Here is a 17,662-nt window from a genome sequence, read left to right as displayed (position 1 = left end):
GGCTCAGCTGTATTCCAGGTGATAGCGCTGGGAGAGGTGCTGCTTGAAGTCCTTGACGATATGCAAGGCCTCGCGCAGCAGGTCGCGCTCCAGCGACGACAGCTGCTGTACCACCACGCGGTCGGGGCTGCTGCCGTCATCCTCCTGGTCCAGCCGCTCGAGCTGCTGCTTGAGGCGCAGCTCGGTAAACAGCGACAGTGCCTCGCCCAGGTTTTCGGCAGTGCGCTCGTCCAGGCGCCCGTCCGCCGCCAGGGCGTCCAGTCGCTCCAGCGTCGAGGTGGGCTTGATGCGCCGTTCCAGGGCCATGGTCCGCACGCCATGCACGATCGGAAAGATTCCCCCCTTCTTGATATCGATGCCGTGCTGGGGCTTTTTCAGCGAACCGAACAGGGTCAGCGGCGTGGAAAAGCGCAGGGCGGCCCGAGCGAAATAGGAGAGCAGTATCTCGTCGCGGGAGCACTGCTCGAAGAGCCCCTCGCGCAGCCGGTCGAGCAGCGCCGGATTGCCCGCTACCGCGTGAGAGTCGAGCATGATGGCCAGTTTCATCAGGCTGTCGCCGTCGCGCACCTGCACCCAATGGGCGATGCGCTCGCGCCACTGCGACTCGGTGCCCACCCACTCCGGGTTGGAGACCATGATATTGCCTGGACAGGGCGGATAGCCCAGATCGATGAGGGTGCGGGTCAGCGCCTGCATGCGCTCATCGAGATCGGGCCACTCCAGGTCGTCGGTCAGGATCAGGCCGTTGTCCTGGTCGGTCTTGAGGATCTGCTCGCCGCGCCCCTCGCTGCCCATCACCATCAGACAGGCATCGCGGTGATAGCGCTCGTCGATCAGAAAGCCCCAGGCCTTGGCCATGATCCGCCCGTTGAGCGCCGCCAGCAGCCCCATGGCGAAGCGCAGCTTGACGCCCTGGGCCATCAGCGCCTTGACGAGCTCCGGGGTGCGATGGCTGGCGCGCATCAGCGCCTCCAGGCTATCGGCCTGTTCCACCTGCAGGCTGACCACATAGCTACGACTGGAGAAGAAGCTGAGCACGTCGGTCAGCTCCACGACGCCCACGGGCTTCCCCTCCTCCATGACCACCACTCGCTCGACCTTGAAGCGGGTCATGATGACCAGCGCCTCGAACAGGTACTGGTTGGCCCCTACCGTGACCAGCTCGAAGTGGGCAATGTCCATCACCGGGCTGTGCTTATCTCGCTCTTCGATGACCAGCGCATTGAGCAGGTCGGTCTTGGTGATCATGCCGGCGCCCTGCTCGCCCTCCACCAGCAGGCTGTCGGCATGGCCCTCATTGAGGGTGTTCACCGCCTCGGCGACGGTGGCAGCGGGCGCCACGCACAGCGGCTTGCGCATGCATTCGCCCACCTTGGCCAGCATGAAACCGGCCATGGTCACGCCCCCTTCGGCGCGCTGCTCGGTCAACAGACGCGCCTTGTGGGAGAGCGTCTGGCGAAAAAACTCGGCGAACGGCGGGTAGTCGTTGCACAGCTGCAAGAACAACGCCTTGGGCAGCAGGTAGCAAAGGCTCTCCTGCTCGGCGCGAAAGCGGTAGCGGCTCTTGCCATTGAGGATGCTGATCGCTCCGAACAGATCCCCCTGGGTATAGTGGCCGATGCGCTCACGCGCCCCGGGCAGGGTAGTGTCCAGCTCGGCGACTTCGCCCTTGTGGATGATGAACACGAACTCACCGGGCTGGCCCGTTTCGAGGATAATCTCGTCGCGGTCGAAGTAGGCCAGGTCCACGCCACTGCGAATGCGCTCACGCCCTTCATCGTCCAGAAAGGTAAAGGGTGGCTGTGAGAGATCGACCTCGACCATGGTGCTGTCCTCGTGTTGCGGCGGTTCCCCTCGAGGGGCTCCGGGGGAGTCAGTCCGGTGGCGAAGCCACTCAGTAGGATGCCGCTTCGTCGCTGATGATACCCATGAACCACCATGAAGATGACATTCAAGTCAGAATAGCAACATCTACTTTTACGACGATACATAGACGATCGTTCAAGGCCGGCGACTCTAGACGAACGTCCAAGACGCCCTTCCCATAGACCAAGGTTTTAGAATGCCCGAAAGGTCATCTCCAGCCCCTGCTCGCCAGGCTATACCATCGTCCTATACGCTTGCGAACAGCCCCGCCAAAGACCCGGACAAGTCATCACAACTATATGAAAAATAACGATTTAATGTAACATCGCTCAATCACAGTTAACTCATGATACCAAAGTCTGGGATTTAATTTTCGCCTTCATTGCCCACTATCCATTCGTGCGTCATGCAGGGTAATCGCACGTCGATAACCGCCTCCGACAGCGCGCACTCAGGACGGACACCGCTCTCTTTGCGAGCGGCTCTGCCAACGGTGTCACGCGAGGATTCAGGCTGTAGACGCCCGATTGCCTTGATGAGTCAGCCCAACTCTTCAGTGCAATTTCCAAACCTTTAACAACAAGTGGAGTGCAACACTATGGCAGATGAAAAATCCAATGCCGCTGCTTACTGGAAGGCGAATGTCCGCCTGATATTCGGTTGCCTGGCCGTCTGGGCGCTGGTCTCCTACGGCTTCGCCATCCTGCTTCGCCCCCTGCTCTCCGGCATCCCCATTGGCGGGACCGACCTGGGCTTCTGGTTTGCCCAGCAGGGCTCGATCCTGACCTTCATCGCGTTGATCTTCTTCTACGCCTGGAAGATGAACAAGCTCGATGAACAATTCGGTCTCGGGGAGTAATCCGGCATGAGTCAGTTTGCAATCAACTTGTTATTCGTGGGGGCGTCCTTTGCCCTCTACATCGGCATCGCCATCTGGGCGCGCGCCGGCTCCACCAAGGACTTCTATGTCGCCGGCGGCGGCGTCCACCCCGTCACCAACGGCATGGCGACCGCCGCCGACTGGATGTCGGCGGCCTCCTTCATCTCCATGGCCGGCCTGCTGGCCTCCGGCGGCTACGCCAACTCATCGTTCCTGATGGGCTGGACCGGCGGCTACGTCATCCTGGCCATGCTGCTGGCCCCCTACCTGCGCAAGTTCGGCAAGTTCACGGTGCCGGACTTCATCGGCGACCGGTTCTACAGCAATACCGCACGCACCGTGGCGGTCATCTGCCTGATCGTTGCCTCGGTCACCTACGTCATCGGTCAGATGACCGGCGCCGGCGTGGCCTTCTCGCGCTTCCTCGAAGTCAGCAATACCTGGGGCATCTGGATCGCCGCCGGTATCGTTTTCCTCTACGCGGTCTTCGGCGGCATGAAGGGCATCACCTACACCCAGGTGGCCCAGTACATCGTCCTGATCATCGCCTATACCATTCCGGCCGTGTTCATCGCCTTCCAGCTGACCGGCAATCCCATTCCGATGTTCGGGATGTTCAGCACCCACAATGAATCCGGGCTGCCGCTGCTGGCCAAGCTGAGCGAGGTGCTGGTGGAACTTGGCTTCCGCGACTATGCCGCGGACGTGGACAACAAGCTGAACATGGTACTGTTCACCCTGTCACTGATGGTCGGTACCGCCGGTCTGCCCCACGTCATCATCCGCTTCTTCACCGTGCCCAAGGTGGCGGATGCCCGCTGGTCGGCCGGCTGGGCGCTGGTGTTCATCGCGCTGCTCTACCTGACCGCTCCCGCCGTGGCCTCCATGGCACGCCTGAACCTGCTGACCACGGTCTATCCGGAGGCCGCCGGCCAGGTGGAGAACTACGAGGAAGCCATGGCCGAGCCGATCCTCTACGAGGAGCGCCCGGACTGGTTCCGTACCTGGGAAGAGACCGGCCTGATCACCTTCAATGACCTCAACAACGACGGGCGCATCCAGTTCTACAACGATGCCAACGAAGACTTCGCCGACACCGCCGCCGAGCGTGGCTGGGAAGGCAACGAGCTCGAGGTCAACAACGACATCCTGGTACTGGCTAACCCGGAAATCGCCAATCTGCCGCCCTGGGTCATCGGCCTGATCGCGGCCGGCGGTATCGCCGCGGCACTGTCCACCGCAGCGGGCCTACTGCTGGCGATCTCCTCGGCCATCAGCCACGACCTGATCAAGAAGACCATCAACCCCAGCATCAGTGAGAAGGGCGAGATGCTGGCGGCGCGGATCTCCATGGCCGGCGCCATCCTGTTGGCCACCTATCTGGGGCTCAATCCGCCCGGGTTCGCGGCGCAGGTGGTGGCACTGGCCTTCGGTATCGCCGGCGCTTCCATCTTCCCGGCCATCATGATGGGGATCTTCTCCAAGCGGGTGAACAGCAAGGGCGCCATCGCCGGTATGCTCGCCGGCCTGCTCGCTACCCTGCTGTATATCTTCACCTACCTGGGCTGGTTCTTCATCAGCGGCACCAACATGCTGCCCAACACGCCGGACAACTGGATCTTGGGTATCTCGCCGCTCTCCTTCGGGGCAATCGGTGCGATGATCAACTTCGCTGTGGCCTTCGCGGTCTCCAGCGTCACCGAAGAGCCGCCGCAGGAGATCCAGGACCTGGTGGAAAGCGTGCGCTATCCGAAAGGCGCTGGCGCCGCCACCGGCCACTAAGCGATAATGGTATCCCGGCCCTGACGGTCAGGGCCGCGGAGCCGACACTCATCGGGCTTCCCCTCGGGAAGCCCGTTTTCATTCAGGATGACGCACTATGATATGGCACTTGATCGCCGCCGCCTTCGCCGGCCTGGGTGCGGCGGGCATCGGCCTGCTGCTACGCTTTCTCAGCGGCAAGCGCCTGCCCCGTTGGATCATCCCGGTCTGTGCCGGCCTGGGCGTACTGGGCTACCAGATCCATCACGAATACACTTGGTTCAGCCACAAGCAGCTTCAGCTCCCCGACTCGGCCGAGGTGGTCTCCCGAGAGGCGGGAGGCGCCATCTGGCGCCCGTGGACCTACGCCTTCCCCATGACCACCGCCTTCAGCGTGGTGGACCGGGACAACGTGATTCCCCGCCAGGCCGATGAACACCGGCTGGTCGAGTTCATTCTTTACCGCTTCGAGCAGCAGTACGTGGACCAGGTCACCCACCAAGCCTACCTGATGAACTGCACCACTCGGGAACTGCTGCCGCTGGTCGGCGAGTCACGTCAGCCGCGCTTCGAGTCGCTGCGCGAGCTCGACGCCGATGATCCGCTCTATGGAGCGGTGTGTGAGGAGCGCGCGTAGCGCTTGACGTGGTGCTGCCCCGGCTGCCCTCGCAGCCGGCATTACCCTAAAATAAGGGTCTTCGCACTTTGACGTGAACATGTCTGGCAGGTTTTATGGTGGGAGGCCGGCTCTGCCGGGCGAAGGCGCCGCAGGCGCCCCTTGGGTAGCGCTGCGCGCTACTTCGCGAGCTGAAGCTCCCTCCCACAGGGCCAGTTCACGCCAGTCTGCGGAGAACCAAAAATAGGCGGACACCGAAGAGGGGACCCGCATGTTCGCTGGCTGGCTACTGGTCGCCGTTTCACTGCTGTATATCGCCGTGCTGTTCGCCATCGCCTGGCGCGGCGACCGCCATGCCCGCAAGCACGGCGCCAGCCGCCGCCGGCCGATCATCTATATCCTGGCGCTGGCCATCTACTGCACCTCCTGGAGCTTCTACGGTGCGGTGGGCCAGGCGGCCACCGCCGGCTGGTCGTTCGCCAGTATCTACGTGGGGCCGATCCTCACCTTCCTGCTGTTCTGGCCGGTGCTGGCCAAGATGATTCGCGTCGCCAAGCGGCAGAACATCACCTCCATCGCCGACTTCATCGCCTCGCGCTACGGCAAGACCCAGTCGCTGGCGGCCTTCGCCAGCCTGGTGGCGCTGATTGGCACCCTGCCCTACATCGCCCTGCAGCTGAAGGCGGTCTCGACCTCCTTCGCGGTGCTTACCGACGCCACCGATATCACCCATGCGCCGCTGTTCGCCGATACCGCCTTCTACGTGGCGCTGGTGATGGCCGCCTTCGCCATTCTCTTCGGCACCCGCCATACCGATGCCACCGAGCACCACGAGGGCCTGATCCATGCCGTGGCCTTCGAATCGCTGGTCAAGCTGCTGGCCTTCCTGCTGCTGGGCGCCTATGTGACCTGGGGGATGTTCGGCGGCCTGGGCGACTTGATGGGGCGCGCCGATAGTCAGCTCGAGCTGCAGCGCCAGCTGGCCGACCAGAACTTCGGGCATGGCTTCTGGGCCCAGACCCTGCTGGCCATGCTGGCGATCTTCTGCCTGCCCCGCCAGTTCCATGTCGCGGTCGTGGAGAACACCCACCCCGACGATGCGACCAAGGCGCGCTGGCTGTTCCCGCTCTACCTGGTAGCGTTCGCCTTTTTCATCCTGCCCATTGCCGCCGCCGGCCTGGCGATGTTCCCCGACGGCTCGGTGGAGCCCGACACCTTCGTGCTGGCACTGCCCATGGCGGCCGGCAACGAGTGGCTGACCCTGCTCACCTATATCGGCGGCTTCTCGGCGGCCACCGGTATGGTGATCGTCGCCACGGTGGCGGTATCGATCATGATCTCTAACGAGATCGTGATCCCGGCGCTGTTCCGCCTGCATTGGCTGGACGCCCGCCCCCGCGACTACGGCCGCCTGGTGCTGCGCGCCCGACGCATCACCATCGGCGTCATCCTAGCACTGGCCTATGGCTTCTATCACCTGATCGGCGAGTTCGGCTCGCTGGCCTCTATCGGCATGCTGTCGTTTGCCGCCGCCGCCCAGTTCGCCCCCGCTCTGCTCGGCGGCCTCTACTGGAAGCGCGGCAACCGGCTGGGGGTGATCGTCGGCATGAACGCCGGCTTCGCCATCTGGGCCTACAGCCTGCTGATGCCGGCCATGATCTCCGCCGGGGTGCTGCCGGGACACTGGCTCGACGGCGGCCCCCTGGGCCTGGCCTGGCTCTCCCCCACGGCGCTGTTTGGCCTCAACTTCGGCGACGGCTTCACCCACGGGGTCATGCTCTCGCTGGGCGTGAACCTGTTCTGCTACATCTTTATCTCACAGGTCACCTCCCAGCGGGTGGTGGAGCGCATCCAGGCCTCGCTGTTCGTCGACAGCGTGGAGACCCGCCAGACCTCGGTCAATCGCCCCTGGACCGGCGCCACCACCGTGGGCGACCTCAAGGTTCTGTGCGAGCGCTTCCTGGGCGCCGGCCAGGTTCAGCGGGCCTTCGACGATTACGCCCGACGCAGCGGCACTTCGCTGGAAGACGGTACCCGCGCCTCCATCGACGTCATCCAGTTTACCGAACGCTTCCTGGCCTCGGTGCTCGGCGCCTCCTCGGCACGCATCGTGGTCAACTCGGCGCTGCAGGGCCGCGGCATCGGCATCTCCGACGTCATCTCGATCGTCGACGAAGCCTCCCAGGTGCTGGAGTTCAACCGCGCCCTGCTGCAGGCCACCATCGAGAACATCAACCAGGGCATCAGCGTGGTGGATCAGAACATGCGCCTGGTGGTGTGGAACCAGCGCTACCTGGAGCTGTTCCGCTTTCCCGACCACCTGATCCGGGTCGGCGCTCCCATCGACAAGATCTTCCGCTACAACGCCCACAACGGCGAATACGGCCCCGGCGACCCCGAGGAGCACGTGCGCCTGCTGATCGACAACATCCGTGACGGACAGCCTCATCGCTACGTACGCTATCGCCAGGACGGCAGCGTGCTGGAGGTACAGGGCAACCCCATGCCCGGCGGCGGCTTCGTCTACACCTACCAGGACATCACTCAGCAGAAGCGCATCGAAGAGGCGCTGATTCGCTCCGAGAACAATATCCGCATCTACACCGACAATGTGCCGGCGTTGATCGCCTACTTCGACAAGGAGTGCCGCTATCTCTTCACCAACCGCGCCTATGAGGAGGCTTTCGGCATCGACCGCAACGAGGTCATCGGACAGCATGTCGATACGGTGATCACCGGCGAGATGGCCCGCGAGCGTGCGCCCTGGATCCGCCGCGCGCTGGCCGGGGAGCGGGTCAGCTTCGAGGTCTCCATGCAGGGCAGCGACGGCATTCGCTACATGCTGGTGACCTACACCCCGCACTTCGGCGACAGCGGGGCAATACTGGGCTTCTTCGCCCTCTACCAGGACATCACCGAGCGCCGCCTGGCCGAGATCGCCCTCGAGGAAACCAACGAAACCCTGGAAGAGCGGGTGCGCGAGCGCACCCAGGCGCTCTCCGAGGCCAACGCCGCGCTGCGCCAGGAGAACCGCGTGCGTGCCGAAGCCGAGCAGGCGCTGCGCCAGGCCAAACAGCTGGCCGAGAACGCCAACGCCTCCAAGACGCGTTTCCTGGCGGCGGCCAGCCACGACCTGCTGCAACCGCTCAATGCCGCCCGGCTGTTCACCTCGGCACTGGCTCAGGAGATGAACCCCGTCGATATGAAGCGCACCGTCGGCCATATCGACAACTCGCTACAGGCCGCCGAGGAGCTGCTGGGTACCCTGCTCGACATCTCCAAGCTGGATGCCGGTGCCCTGACCCCGAGACGCAGCCACTTCGCCCTGGCCGATGTCTTCCAGCCGCTGCGCGCCGAGTTCGAGGTGATGGCCGAAGATCGCGGTCTCGACCTGGTGGTAGTACCGACCCACCAATGGGTCGACAGCGACCCCCAGATGCTGCGGCGCATCGTGCAGAACTTCCTGTCGAATGCCATTCGCTACACTCAGGAGGGACGGGTGCTGCTGGGCTGCCGCCGTCAGGGCGAGCGGCTTTCCATCGAGGTGTGGGACTCCGGCCCCGGGATCCCCGAATCCAAGCAGGCCGAGATCTTCCAGGAGTTCCGCCGCCTGGATCAGGCCTCTCGCCACAAGGAGAGCGAGAAGGGCCTGGGACTGGGGCTCTCCATCGCCGATCGCATGAGCCGGGTGCTCGACCACCCGATCCGGGTGCGCTCCTGGGAGGGCTTCGGCACCGTCTTCGCGGTCAGCGTGCCGACGGTGCAAGCGCGCAGCCCGGCCCAACAGGCCGAGGAGGCCGCCTCGCCCCGGCGGAGCGGCAACAAGCTGGCCGGCACCCGCATCCTGTGCATCGACAACGAGACGCTGATTCTGGAGGGCATGAAAGCGATGCTCTCCGGCTGGGGCTGCGAGGTGTTCACCGCCACCTCCATCGGCGGCGCCAAGTCGGTCCTGCGCCACCTGGACGGCGACCCGGACGCGATCCTCGCCGACTATCACCTGGATAACGAGGTCACCGGGCTGATGGCCCTGGAAGCCCTTGCCGAGCGCTTCGAAGGGGTGGTGCCGGGCATCGTGATCACCGCCGACCGCACCGAGGAAGTCGCCGCGGAGATTCGCCGCTCGGGCTATCACCTGCTGCAAAAACCGGTGCGCCCCGCCGCCCTGCGCGCCCTGCTCACCCGCACCCTGCAGGCCAGCCGGGCGACGCAGTAGAGCGAGGGGCGAGGAGCGAGGAGCGAGGAGAAAGGAGAAAGGAGAAAGAAATGAGGGGCGAGGAAGAAGCGTCAAACAATAACATCGCCACCTAATGCAAGAACCCACCGTATGGTGGGTTCTTGCATTACCTCGAACCTCGAACCTCGAACCTCGAACCTCGAACCTCGAACCTAAGACTCGACCTTCGGCGGCTCCACCTCGAGCTTCTGGGCGGCGATCACCGCCTGAGTGCGGGAGTGCACGCCCAGCTTGCGAAGAATGGCAGTGACGTGGGCCTTGATGGTCGCCTCCGAGACATTGAGCTCGTAGGCGATCTGCTTGTTGAGCAGCCCTTCCGTCAGCATGTTGAGCACGCGAAACTGCTGCGGGGTGAGCGAAGCAATCGCCTCGGCGAAGCGGGTTTCGTCCTCGTTGGCATCTCCCATGGCATCGGCCAGCTCCGCCGGCAGCCACACCTCGCCGTCGAGTATCTCGCTGACCGCCTCGGCAATCAGCGCCAGCGACGACGACTTAGGGATGAACCCAGAGGCCCCGTAGTCGATGGCACGGCGCACCACATGGGGCTCATCGCTGCCCGAGACCACCGCCACCGGGATATCCGGGGTCTGACCGCGCAGCTGGATCAGCCCAGAGAAGCCGTGGGCGCCCGGCATATGCAGGTCGAGCAGGATCAGGTCGGCATCGGGATGTCGCGTCACCACCTCGTTGGTGGCCTCCATGGTATCGGACTCGACGATCTCGGCCTGGGGTGCCAACTGACGCAGCGCCTGGGTCAGGGCTGCGCGGAACAGCGGATGGTCATCGGCAACGATGAATTTCTGGGCAAAAGCCATGGATACTCCTCCGGTTCCTCGAGCAGCAGGGGGGGCGGCCGGCCGCCACGACGCTGGGCACAATCTATCGATGAAGCTATGAGTTTCCAGAATGTTACCCCATGGGCAAAGCGATTCCCAAGCTCTGCCGGCGCCACATCCCGATTTCCTGACCTGCGACCACAAAAAGCCGGCCCGAAGGCCGGCAAAGGGGGGTCAAGCGATCCGCATGATCAGCGCGAGGCGCGATGCTCGATAAGCTCATCGACCACGCTAGGATCGGCCAGGGTGCTGGTATCGCCCAGGCCATCGGTCTCGTTGGCGGCAATCTTGCGCAGAATGCGGCGCATGATCTTGCCCGAGCGGGTCTTGGGCAGACCCGGCGCCCACTGGATGACATCCGGCGAGGCGATCGGCCCGATGTCCTTGCGCACCCACTGAGTCAGCTCCTTCTTGAGCTCGTCGCTGGGCTCGACGCCATCGGTCAGGGTCACATAGATATAGATCCCCTGACCCTTGATATCGTGGGGGAAGCCCACCACGGCGGCCTCGGCCACGGCATCATGGGCGACCAGCGAGGACTCGATCTCGGCGGTACCCATGCGGTGCCCGGAGACATTGAGCACGTCGTCGACGCGGCCGGTGATCCAGTAGTAGCCGTCTTCGTCGCGGCGGCAGCCGTCACCGGTGAAATACATGCCCTGATAGGTCGAGAAGTAGGTCTGAACGAAGCGCTCGTGGTTGCCCCAGATGGAGCGCGCCTGACCGGGCCAGGAGTCCAGGATCACCAGGTTGCCCTCGGTCGCGCCCTCGAGCAGATTGCCCTCGTTGTCGACCAGCGCCGGCATCACGCCGAAGAACGGCAGGGTTGCCGAGCCGGGCTTGAGATCCATGGCGCCGGGCAGCGGGGCAATCAGAATGCCCCCGGTCTCGGTCTGCCACCAGGTGTCGACGATCGGGCACTTCGAGTTGCCGATCACCCGATAGAACCACTCCCAGGCCTCGGGGTTGATGGGCTCGCCGACAGAGCCGAGCAGGCGCAGGCTGTCGCGCTTGCTGGAGTCCATGACATTGTCGCCATGGGCCATCAGGGCCCGGATCGCCGTGGGAGCCGTGTAAAGAATGGCGACTTTGTGCTTGTCGACGATCTCCCCCATGCGGCCGTGACTCGGGTAGCTGGGCACGCCCTCGAACATCAGCGTCGTGGCGCCGTTGGCCAGCGGTCCGTAGACGATGTAGCTGTGGCCGGTAACCCAGCCCACGTCGGCGGTGCACCAGTAGACCTCGCCGTCTTGGTAGTCGAAGACGTACTGGTGGGTCAGGCTAGCGTAGGTGAGATAGCCGCCGGTGGTGTGCTTGAGCCCCTTGGGCGCCCCGGTGGAGCCCGACGTGTAGAGGATGAACAGCGGGTCCTCGGCGTTCATGACCTCCGGCTCACACTCGGTGGACTGCTGGTCGACCAGCTCGTGGTACCAGACGTCACGCCCCTCCTTCCAGTCGATCTCGCCACCGGTGCGCTTGACCACCAGCACCTTCTCGCACACCTCGGTGCCCGGCCGGGTCAGGGCGGCGTCGACGTTGTCCTTGAGCGGCACCTGCTTGCCGCCGCGCACCGACTCGTCGGCGGTGATCACCAGCTTGGAGTCGGCGCCGATGACCCGCTGGGCCACGGCGTCCGGCGAGAAGCCACCGAACACCACCGAGTGCACGGCACCGATGCGGGCGCAGGCCAGCATCGCCACGGCAGCCTCGGGGATCATCGGCATATAGAGGGTCACCACGTCGCCCTTGCCGATGCCCAGCGCTTTCAGGGCGTTGGCCAGCCGGCAGGTCTGGGCGTGCAGTTCGCGGTAGCTGACGTGCTTGGCGTCATTGGGGTCGTCGCCCTCCCAGATGATCGCCGTCTGATCGCCCCGGGTGGCCAGATGACGGTCGAGGCAGTTGGCGCTAGCGTTGAGCTTGCCATCCTCGAACCAGCGGATATCCACGTTGTGGGAGTCGAAGGAAGTGTGCTTGATCTTCGTCGGTGCCTGAATCCAGTCGAGGCGCTTGGCCTGCTCGGCCCAGAAGCCTTCGGGATCGTCGACGGACTGCTGATAAAGCGCCTGATACTTTTCTCTATCGATCCACGCCTTGGCGGCAAAGTCGTCGCTTACCGGATGGACTTTTTGCTGTTCGGTCATTGAATAGCCTCTTCCAGGAGATGCACCCACTCTGTGTATGACACCGGCTCTGTTTATTATTGGCGAACCGGAACCTTGATGCCCACCCAGCATATACCCCCTGGGACAACCTTCCCCTTAGACATTGGTATCAAGAATTTCCTTTTTCATATCAATTAGTTGTATCGATTTTCAGCGATCTACCAACGGTTGATAGACCAAGGTCTGAGCGCAGTGGCGGCAGCGATAGCCGCGTCCTCGACGCACCAGCGCATGACGCTGCGGGCTAAAGGCGTGCTCACGACAGGCGCAGACATAGCGGTAAGGGGCCGGGCTCGCCCGGTGGGTATCGAAGCAATGGGTCACCCGCGGCGCGAGTCCGAAGAGCCCGCGCATCACTGTCTTCCACTCGCGCCCGTGAGGACGGGCCAAGTGTCCGTCCTCGAGATGGTGGACCAGCCAGTGGGCCATTTCGTGGGGCACCACCTCGACCAGGAAGTCGACGCGATTCTCTCCCAGCAGCACCGGGTTGAAGCGCAGACCTCCGCGGCCAAAGTGAGCCTGACCGGCACACTTGCCGCGCAAATCGCACCATACCGCCGGCCTGGGCAGGGCGGGATGCACCTCGCAGCAAAGCCGCCAGGCGAGCTCGACTCGATCTCGCAGCGCCCGCTCCAGCCCTGCGGCATTCAGGGCGGCGAGACCTTCGGAATCGGGAGGGGGGAGCGCGGGTCGGTTCATGGGGTGCTAGAATGGCGATCCTGTCCGGCGGCGTCCAGCCCGCTCGTCATACCGCTATTCCGACTGCGCAAGCGAGAAGCCCGATGTCCGATACGCCAATGCCCCAGCCCCTGCTCGAGGATGACGAATTCGAACGGCTCGAGGACTTTCTCGACTCCGATCGGGTCGACCCCGATGCCCTGGACCTGATCTCGGCCCACGGCTTTCTGGTGGCCCTGGCGGTGGCCCCGCGGGATATCGAGCCGGCGGTGTGGGTGGCCGAGCTGTTCCACGGCGAACCGGCCTTCGCCGATGACGACGAGCGCGGCGAGATCCTCGCCCTGCTGGAGCGGCTGCGTGATAACGCCATCACCACCCTGGAGCAGGGCGGGCTGCCGGAACTGCCCTGCGAGGCGACCCTCGACGGCCTGCCGGCGGAGGAGACCCCCATCGGCGACTGGTGTGCCGGCTTCATGGAGGGGGTATTTCTCGACGAGGCTGCCTGGTTCGAGCAGGACGAAGAGACCGTCGCCACCCTGCTGCTGCCCTTCATGGCGCTCTCGGGACTGTTCGATGACGAGCCGGACATGGCGGAGTTTCTCGCCGACGGCTCCCGCCTGGAGACACTGGCCACTCAGCTACCCGAGCTGGTGCTCGACCTCTACCTGCACTATCGGGTGCCGCCGGAAACCCCCAAACCCACCCCGCGCAAGAAAAAACCGGCAGGACGCGGTTCCGGCAAGGGCAAACGGTAAGCGGCATTGGGCGGCGGGCCGGACCGTCCCCCCGGCCTCCCGTCTCCCGAACCTCGCCCATCGCACCTCTTCCCTCGCCCCTCGCACCTCTTCCCTCGCCCCTCGCCCCTCGCACCTGGAACCCTATCGTAACCGCGTCAGCCAGGCGTCCAGGTTGCCGAACCACCACTCCTTGAGACGCTGCAGCCGCGGCCGCCTGGCCCACTCATGACGGTGGATCTCCTGGCTGGCGGCGAAATTGCGCTCGAACAGCGCGGCGACCTCACCGGCAAAGCGAGCGTCGTCCACTTCCTGGTTGGCTTCCAGGTTCCAGTGCAGGCTCCAGTGATCGAAGTTGCAGGAGCCGACGCTCGACCAGTGGTCCACCAGGGTGAACTTGGCGTGAATGAAACTCGGCGAAAACTCATAGATCCGCACCCCGGCCCTGAGCAGGCGTCGGTAGAAGCGCTGCCCGGCATAGCGCACTCCGGGATGATCATGATCCTTGCCCGGCAACAGCAGGCGCACATCGACGCCGCGCCGTGCCGCCCTGGCCAGGCGCAGACGCAGGCTGAAGGTGGGCACGAAATAGGGCGTGCACAGCCAGATCCGCCGCTGGGCCGAGGAGACCCGGCCGTAGAGCGAGTGGCGAATCGCCTGGTAGCGATAGCCCTGCCCCCAGACCACCCGGCCGCGCATGCCGCGATAGTCATCGCGATGGGCAAGCGAGGTGCCCAGCTCGCGCACCAGCCCTGCCGGCCCCTCGCCGCGGGTCATCGGTGAATCCCACAGGCGCGAGTAGAGGCGCACCCAGTCGGCCACCACCGGCCCTTCGATGCGCACCGCCACCTCGTACCAGGCATCGAGGAACTCGTCGACGGCACCAAAGCCACCGGTGAAGGCGACCCGACCATCCACCACCACCAGCTTGCGGTGGTCACGGGTCAGGTTGCGGGCCAGGGAGTGAAAGCCCAAGGGATTGAACAGGCGCAGCGCCACACCGCCGGCCTCCAGGCGCCGCCGATCCTCGCCGGAAAGCCCCATGGCGCCGTAGCCGTCCAGCATCAGCGCCACCTTGACGCCGCGCGACACGGCCCGGGTCAGCGCTTCGATCAGCGCCGTGGCCAGCCGCCCCGACTCCATCAGGTAGAGCTCCACCAGCACCGAGTGGCGCGCGCCCTCGATGGCCTCGAACATCGCCGGCAGAAACCGCGATGATTCCGCCAGTAGCTGGAAGCGGTTGCCATCCCGCCACACCCCATGCATGGCATGCCTCCCCGTATCCCTGTTGCATCGCTGAATTGACGCATGTTTGCGTGTCGAGGAAAAGCGCTTACGCCAACCCGCCCGCCGCGGAGCCCGGCATAGCCAGCCCTGTCCCGCTGACCCGTGACCTGGCCGGATAAGGGTCAGCGGGTCAGCGCCCGATGGACATAGAGGTCATAGCGGCTGGTCTTGCCCTCGAGGACATGGCGCGGGGCGGGGCCGGCGATGGGCGGCGCCTTGCGCGGCCGCTTGACCACCACCCGATGGCTGGCCACGTCCAGGGCCGCTTCCAGCAGACGCGGTGCGTCCTCATCGTCGCCGGCCAGGGTGCGGAACAGGCGCATCTCCTTCTTGACCAGCGCCGACTTGTCGCGGTGGGGAAACATCGGGTCCAGATGAATCACCTGGGGCGGAACATCCGCTTGGGCCACCAGGCCCTCGAGGTCGCGGGCCGCGTCGCCATGCACCAGGCGCATGCGAGCGGCGATCTCGGCGGTCTCGGCGTCCGCCCGAGCGCGGGCCAGGCCATCCTCGAGCAGCGCGACGATCGCCGCCACCCGCTCGACCAGCAGCACCCGCGCGCCGAGACTGGCCAACACGAAGGCATCGCGCCCCAGGCCAGCGGTGGCGTCCACCACCGCCGGCGTTACCCCCTGGCCGAATCCGCAGGCGCGGGCGATCAGCTGCCCGCGCCCCCGCCGAAGCGGCGCCGATGGGCGGCGCGGCCGGTCACGAAATCCACGCTCAGCGGTTTACCGTAGCGCCGGGGATCCCCGGCCAGCGCCAGGCCGTTCGGGGTAGGCGTCAGGATCAACTCGGCATCGGCGGCGTCGCACCACGGCAGCCCCAGGCGCGAGGCGAGCTCGACCAGGGCCGGATCGATCGCCGCCACCGAAAGACGTTCGTTCACTGGGACTTTTTCCACGCCACCTCGTCGCGCAGGTAGACCGGCTGCACCAGGTGGGCCGGCTGCCCCTTCCCGGCCTGCAGGTCGTGCATCGCCAGCAGCGCCATGTCGGCGGCATCGACCTCCTGGTCGGCCAGCCGCTGACCGAGCCCCGCCTGCACCTCGGCGGGCATCTGCTCCCACAGGCCCCAGCCGGAGCCGACTCCGACCCAGTCATGGTCATCGTGACTCGGGGGCAGACGCAAGCGCTCGGGCGGCATCACTGCCTCCTCGAGAAGCGGCTCGGGCAGGCCATCCCGGCACTGCCAGGCGGCCACGTAGATCTCGCCCATGCGCGCGTCCAGGGCGGTGATCAGCCAGCGGAAATGGTGGCGGCGATGGGCCCCCAGCGCCAGGGCGGCCAGGGTAGAGACGCCCAGCAGCGGACGGTCCAGGCCATAGGCCAGGCCCTGGGCGGTTCCTGCGGCGATGCGCAGCCCGGTAAAGGAGCCTGGGCCGCGGCCATAGGCCACGGCGTCGAGTTCGGCGGGACTCACGCCGGCTTCGGCCAGCACCTCATCGATCATCGGCAGCAGGCGGCGAGTATGCTCGCGCGGCGTCAGCGCGAAGCGGGAGATCAGTTCGTCACTGGCCCCCTCGCGGCGGCGCAGCAGGGCAGCGGAGCAGGCTTGGGAGGAGGCATCCAGGGCCAGCAGGATCGGCATGGGCGAGCAGCCTCATCAGGATCGATTAGGGACGGGGCATTATACAGTCCCCAAACGACGATGGCCCGCTTGAGCGGGCCAGGGAAACCACGTCGTGGAGAGGCAGGGGCGCCGGGGACAGGCCTGGAGGGGGTCCTATGCCAGGGATGGCATCGGTAGCGCCCAGGGAGGGGTTCACAGCGCCCCCGAACAGGCCTGTCGCCGGATCAGCCCCCTGCTCCGGCATATGCTACTGAGGAAATCAGCCCTCCAGGGCCTTGATCACCTGGGCGGTGATATCGTCGACGCTGCCCACGCCCTCGACCCGGTGGTAGGCCGGCGCCGCCTGCGGGTCCTGCTTGGCCCACTGCTGGTAGTAGTCCACCAGCGGTGCGGTCTGCTCATGGTAGACGGCCAGGCGGTTACGCACCGTGGACTCGCGGTCGTCGTCGCGCTGGATCAACGCCTCCCCGGTGACGTCGTCCTTGCCGGTCTCCTTGGGAGGATTGTACTCCACATGGTAGACCCGGCCGGAGCCCGGATGCACGCGGCGGCCCGCCAGGCGCTTGACGATCTCCTCGTCCTCGACGGCGATCTCCAGGACATGATCGATCTTCACACCGGCATCCTTCATGGCATCGGCCTGGGGGATGGTGCGGGGGAAACCGTCGAACAGGAAGCCATTCTCGCAGTCAGGCTGGCCGATGCGCTCCTTGACCAGCGCAATGATCAGGTCGTCGGAGACCAGGCCGCCGCTGCTCATGATCTCCTTGACCTTGAGACCCAGCTCACTGCCTTCCTTGACCGCCGCGCGCAGCATGTCGCCGGTGGAGATCTGCGGGATATTGAACCGCTCGCAGATGAACTGGGCCTGGGTCCCCTTGCCGGCACCCGGGGCGCCCAACAGGATCAAACGCATCTGGTTGCTCCTTGAAAGCGTGGTAAATCTTGTGGTGATAAAAAGTTGGAAAAGAACGATAACCGTGGCGCCGCGGCCAGACAACCACACCAAGGTCAATGAGGCTCCCGATACTAG

The 17,662-nt window shown here is 65.0% G+C and carries 12 protein-coding genes and 1 pseudogene; 5 read left to right on the top strand and 8 right to left on the bottom strand.

Translation table 11 applies throughout. The features are described 5' to 3' along the window. Window positions 1–3: 3 nt before the first annotated feature. Window positions 4–1,824, bottom strand: a complete 1,821-nt coding sequence (locus ACZIYR_RS03465) for a putative nucleotidyltransferase substrate binding domain-containing protein (RefSeq protein WP_483528212.1) — start codon at window positions 1,822–1,824, stop codon at window positions 4–6. A 640-nt stretch (window positions 1,825–2,464) separates the two neighbouring features. Between ACZIYR_RS03465 and ACZIYR_RS03460 the strand changes: the two genes are divergently transcribed. From ACZIYR_RS03460 to ACZIYR_RS03445, 4 genes are all read left to right on the top strand, one after another. Then, the gene (locus ACZIYR_RS03460; protein WP_473032415.1) at window positions 2,465–2,725 is read left to right on the top strand and encodes a DUF4212 domain-containing protein; all 261 of its coding nucleotides are present in this window, start codon (window positions 2,465–2,467) and stop codon (window positions 2,723–2,725) included. A 6-nt stretch (window positions 2,726–2,731) separates the two neighbouring features. Continuing rightward, complete coding sequence (locus tag ACZIYR_RS03455) at window positions 2,732–4,528, top strand: sodium:solute symporter family protein (protein ID WP_483528211.1); 1,797 nt, start codon at window positions 2,732–2,734, stop codon at window positions 4,526–4,528. A gap of 97 nt (window positions 4,529–4,625) precedes the next feature. Further along, window positions 4,626–5,144 (top strand): hypothetical protein, encoded by a 519-nt coding sequence (locus ACZIYR_RS03450; protein ID WP_473032414.1) that lies wholly within the window; start codon window positions 4,626–4,628, stop codon window positions 5,142–5,144. 250 nt (window positions 5,145–5,394) lie between these two features. After that, window positions 5,395–9,339, top strand: a complete 3,945-nt coding sequence (locus ACZIYR_RS03445) for a hybrid sensor histidine kinase/response regulator (RefSeq protein WP_483528210.1) — start codon at window positions 5,395–5,397, stop codon at window positions 9,337–9,339. A 173-nt stretch (window positions 9,340–9,512) separates the two neighbouring features. Here ACZIYR_RS03445 and ACZIYR_RS03440 read toward each other — a convergent pair whose 3' ends face one another. The 3 genes from ACZIYR_RS03440 to ACZIYR_RS03430 all read right to left on the bottom strand — a co-directional run bounded on the left by ACZIYR_RS03440 (window position 9,513) and on the right by ACZIYR_RS03430 (window position 13,057). Next, entirely contained in the window at window positions 9,513–10,175 is a 663-nt protein-coding gene (locus tag ACZIYR_RS03440; RefSeq protein ID WP_238976798.1) for a LuxR C-terminal-related transcriptional regulator, read from the bottom strand. A 212-nt stretch (window positions 10,176–10,387) separates the two neighbouring features. Then, entirely contained in the window at window positions 10,388–12,337 is a 1,950-nt protein-coding gene (gene acs / locus ACZIYR_RS03435) for an acetate--CoA ligase (protein WP_483528209.1), read from the bottom strand. 171 nt (window positions 12,338–12,508) lie between these two features. Beyond that, on the bottom strand, window positions 12,509–13,057 hold the full coding sequence (locus ACZIYR_RS03430; RefSeq protein ID WP_483528208.1) for a SprT family zinc-dependent metalloprotease: 549 nt from the start codon (window positions 13,055–13,057) through the stop codon (window positions 12,509–12,511). Window positions 13,058–13,140: 83 nt separating this feature from the next. On the opposite strand from ACZIYR_RS03430, the gene ACZIYR_RS03425 reads away from it, so the two are divergent. Beyond that, window positions 13,141–13,791 (top strand): YecA/YgfB family protein, encoded by a 651-nt coding sequence (locus ACZIYR_RS03425; protein ID WP_483528207.1) that lies wholly within the window; start codon window positions 13,141–13,143, stop codon window positions 13,789–13,791. A 123-nt stretch (window positions 13,792–13,914) separates the two neighbouring features. Here ACZIYR_RS03425 and ACZIYR_RS03420 read toward each other — a convergent pair whose 3' ends face one another. The 4 genes and pseudogenes from ACZIYR_RS03420 to adk all read right to left on the bottom strand — a co-directional run bounded on the left by ACZIYR_RS03420 (window position 13,915) and on the right by adk (window position 17,545). Further along, window positions 13,915–15,036 carry a phospholipase D-like domain-containing protein gene (locus ACZIYR_RS03420; protein ID WP_473032410.1) on the bottom strand — a complete coding sequence of 374 codons (1,122 nt, stop codon included), beginning with the start codon at window positions 15,034–15,036 and terminating at the stop codon, window positions 13,915–13,917. A 143-nt stretch (window positions 15,037–15,179) separates the two neighbouring features. Next, window positions 15,180–15,880 (bottom strand): annotated as a pseudogene (locus ACZIYR_RS03415) (class I SAM-dependent methyltransferase). A 62-nt stretch (window positions 15,881–15,942) separates the two neighbouring features. Beyond that, window positions 15,943–16,647 (bottom strand): tRNA (adenosine(37)-N6)-threonylcarbamoyltransferase complex dimerization subunit type 1 TsaB, encoded by a 705-nt coding sequence (gene tsaB, locus ACZIYR_RS03410; RefSeq protein ID WP_483528206.1) that lies wholly within the window; start codon window positions 16,645–16,647, stop codon window positions 15,943–15,945. 241 nt (window positions 16,648–16,888) lie between these two features. Continuing rightward, a complete protein-coding gene (adk, locus tag ACZIYR_RS03405) occupies window positions 16,889–17,545 on the bottom strand; it encodes an adenylate kinase (protein WP_483528205.1) in 657 nt (218 codons plus the stop codon). Between the last annotated feature and the right edge of the window lie 117 nt (window positions 17,546–17,662).

The organism is Billgrantia sp. NRB1 (assembly GCF_056921725.1).
The sequence above is the reverse complement of the archived record's forward strand: the minus strand, read 5'-3'. Positions and strand labels throughout refer to the sequence as shown.

Excerpts from the sequence above, each read along its gene's own strand:
- ACZIYR_RS03440 (WP_238976798.1), bottom strand. The coding sequence starts at position 10,175 with ATGGCTTTTGCCCAGAAATTCATCGTTGCCGATGACCATCCGCTGTTC.
- ACZIYR_RS03420 (WP_473032410.1), bottom strand. The coding sequence starts at position 15,036 with ATGCATGGGGTGTGGCGGGATGGCAACCGCTTCCAGCTACTGGCGGAA.
- ACZIYR_RS03465 (WP_483528212.1), bottom strand. The coding sequence starts at position 1,824 with ATGGTCGAGGTCGATCTCTCACAGCCACCCTTTACCTTTCTGGACGAT.
- adk (WP_483528205.1), bottom strand. The coding sequence starts at position 17,545 with ATGCGTTTGATCCTGTTGGGCGCCCCGGGTGCCGGCAAGGGGACCCAG.
- acs (WP_483528209.1), bottom strand. The coding sequence starts at position 12,337 with ATGACCGAACAGCAAAAAGTCCATCCGGTAAGCGACGACTTTGCCGCC.
- ACZIYR_RS03425 (WP_483528207.1), top strand. The coding sequence starts at position 13,141 with ATGTCCGATACGCCAATGCCCCAGCCCCTGCTCGAGGATGACGAATTC.
- ACZIYR_RS03445 (WP_483528210.1), top strand. The coding sequence starts at position 5,395 with ATGTTCGCTGGCTGGCTACTGGTCGCCGTTTCACTGCTGTATATCGCC.
- ACZIYR_RS03430 (WP_483528208.1), bottom strand. The coding sequence starts at position 13,057 with ATGAACCGACCCGCGCTCCCCCCTCCCGATTCCGAAGGTCTCGCCGCC.
- ACZIYR_RS03455 (WP_483528211.1), top strand. The coding sequence starts at position 2,732 with ATGAGTCAGTTTGCAATCAACTTGTTATTCGTGGGGGCGTCCTTTGCC.
- ACZIYR_RS03450 (WP_473032414.1), top strand. The coding sequence starts at position 4,626 with ATGATATGGCACTTGATCGCCGCCGCCTTCGCCGGCCTGGGTGCGGCG.
- ACZIYR_RS03460 (WP_473032415.1), top strand. The coding sequence starts at position 2,465 with ATGGCAGATGAAAAATCCAATGCCGCTGCTTACTGGAAGGCGAATGTC.
- tsaB (WP_483528206.1), bottom strand. The coding sequence starts at position 16,647 with ATGCCGATCCTGCTGGCCCTGGATGCCTCCTCCCAAGCCTGCTCCGCT.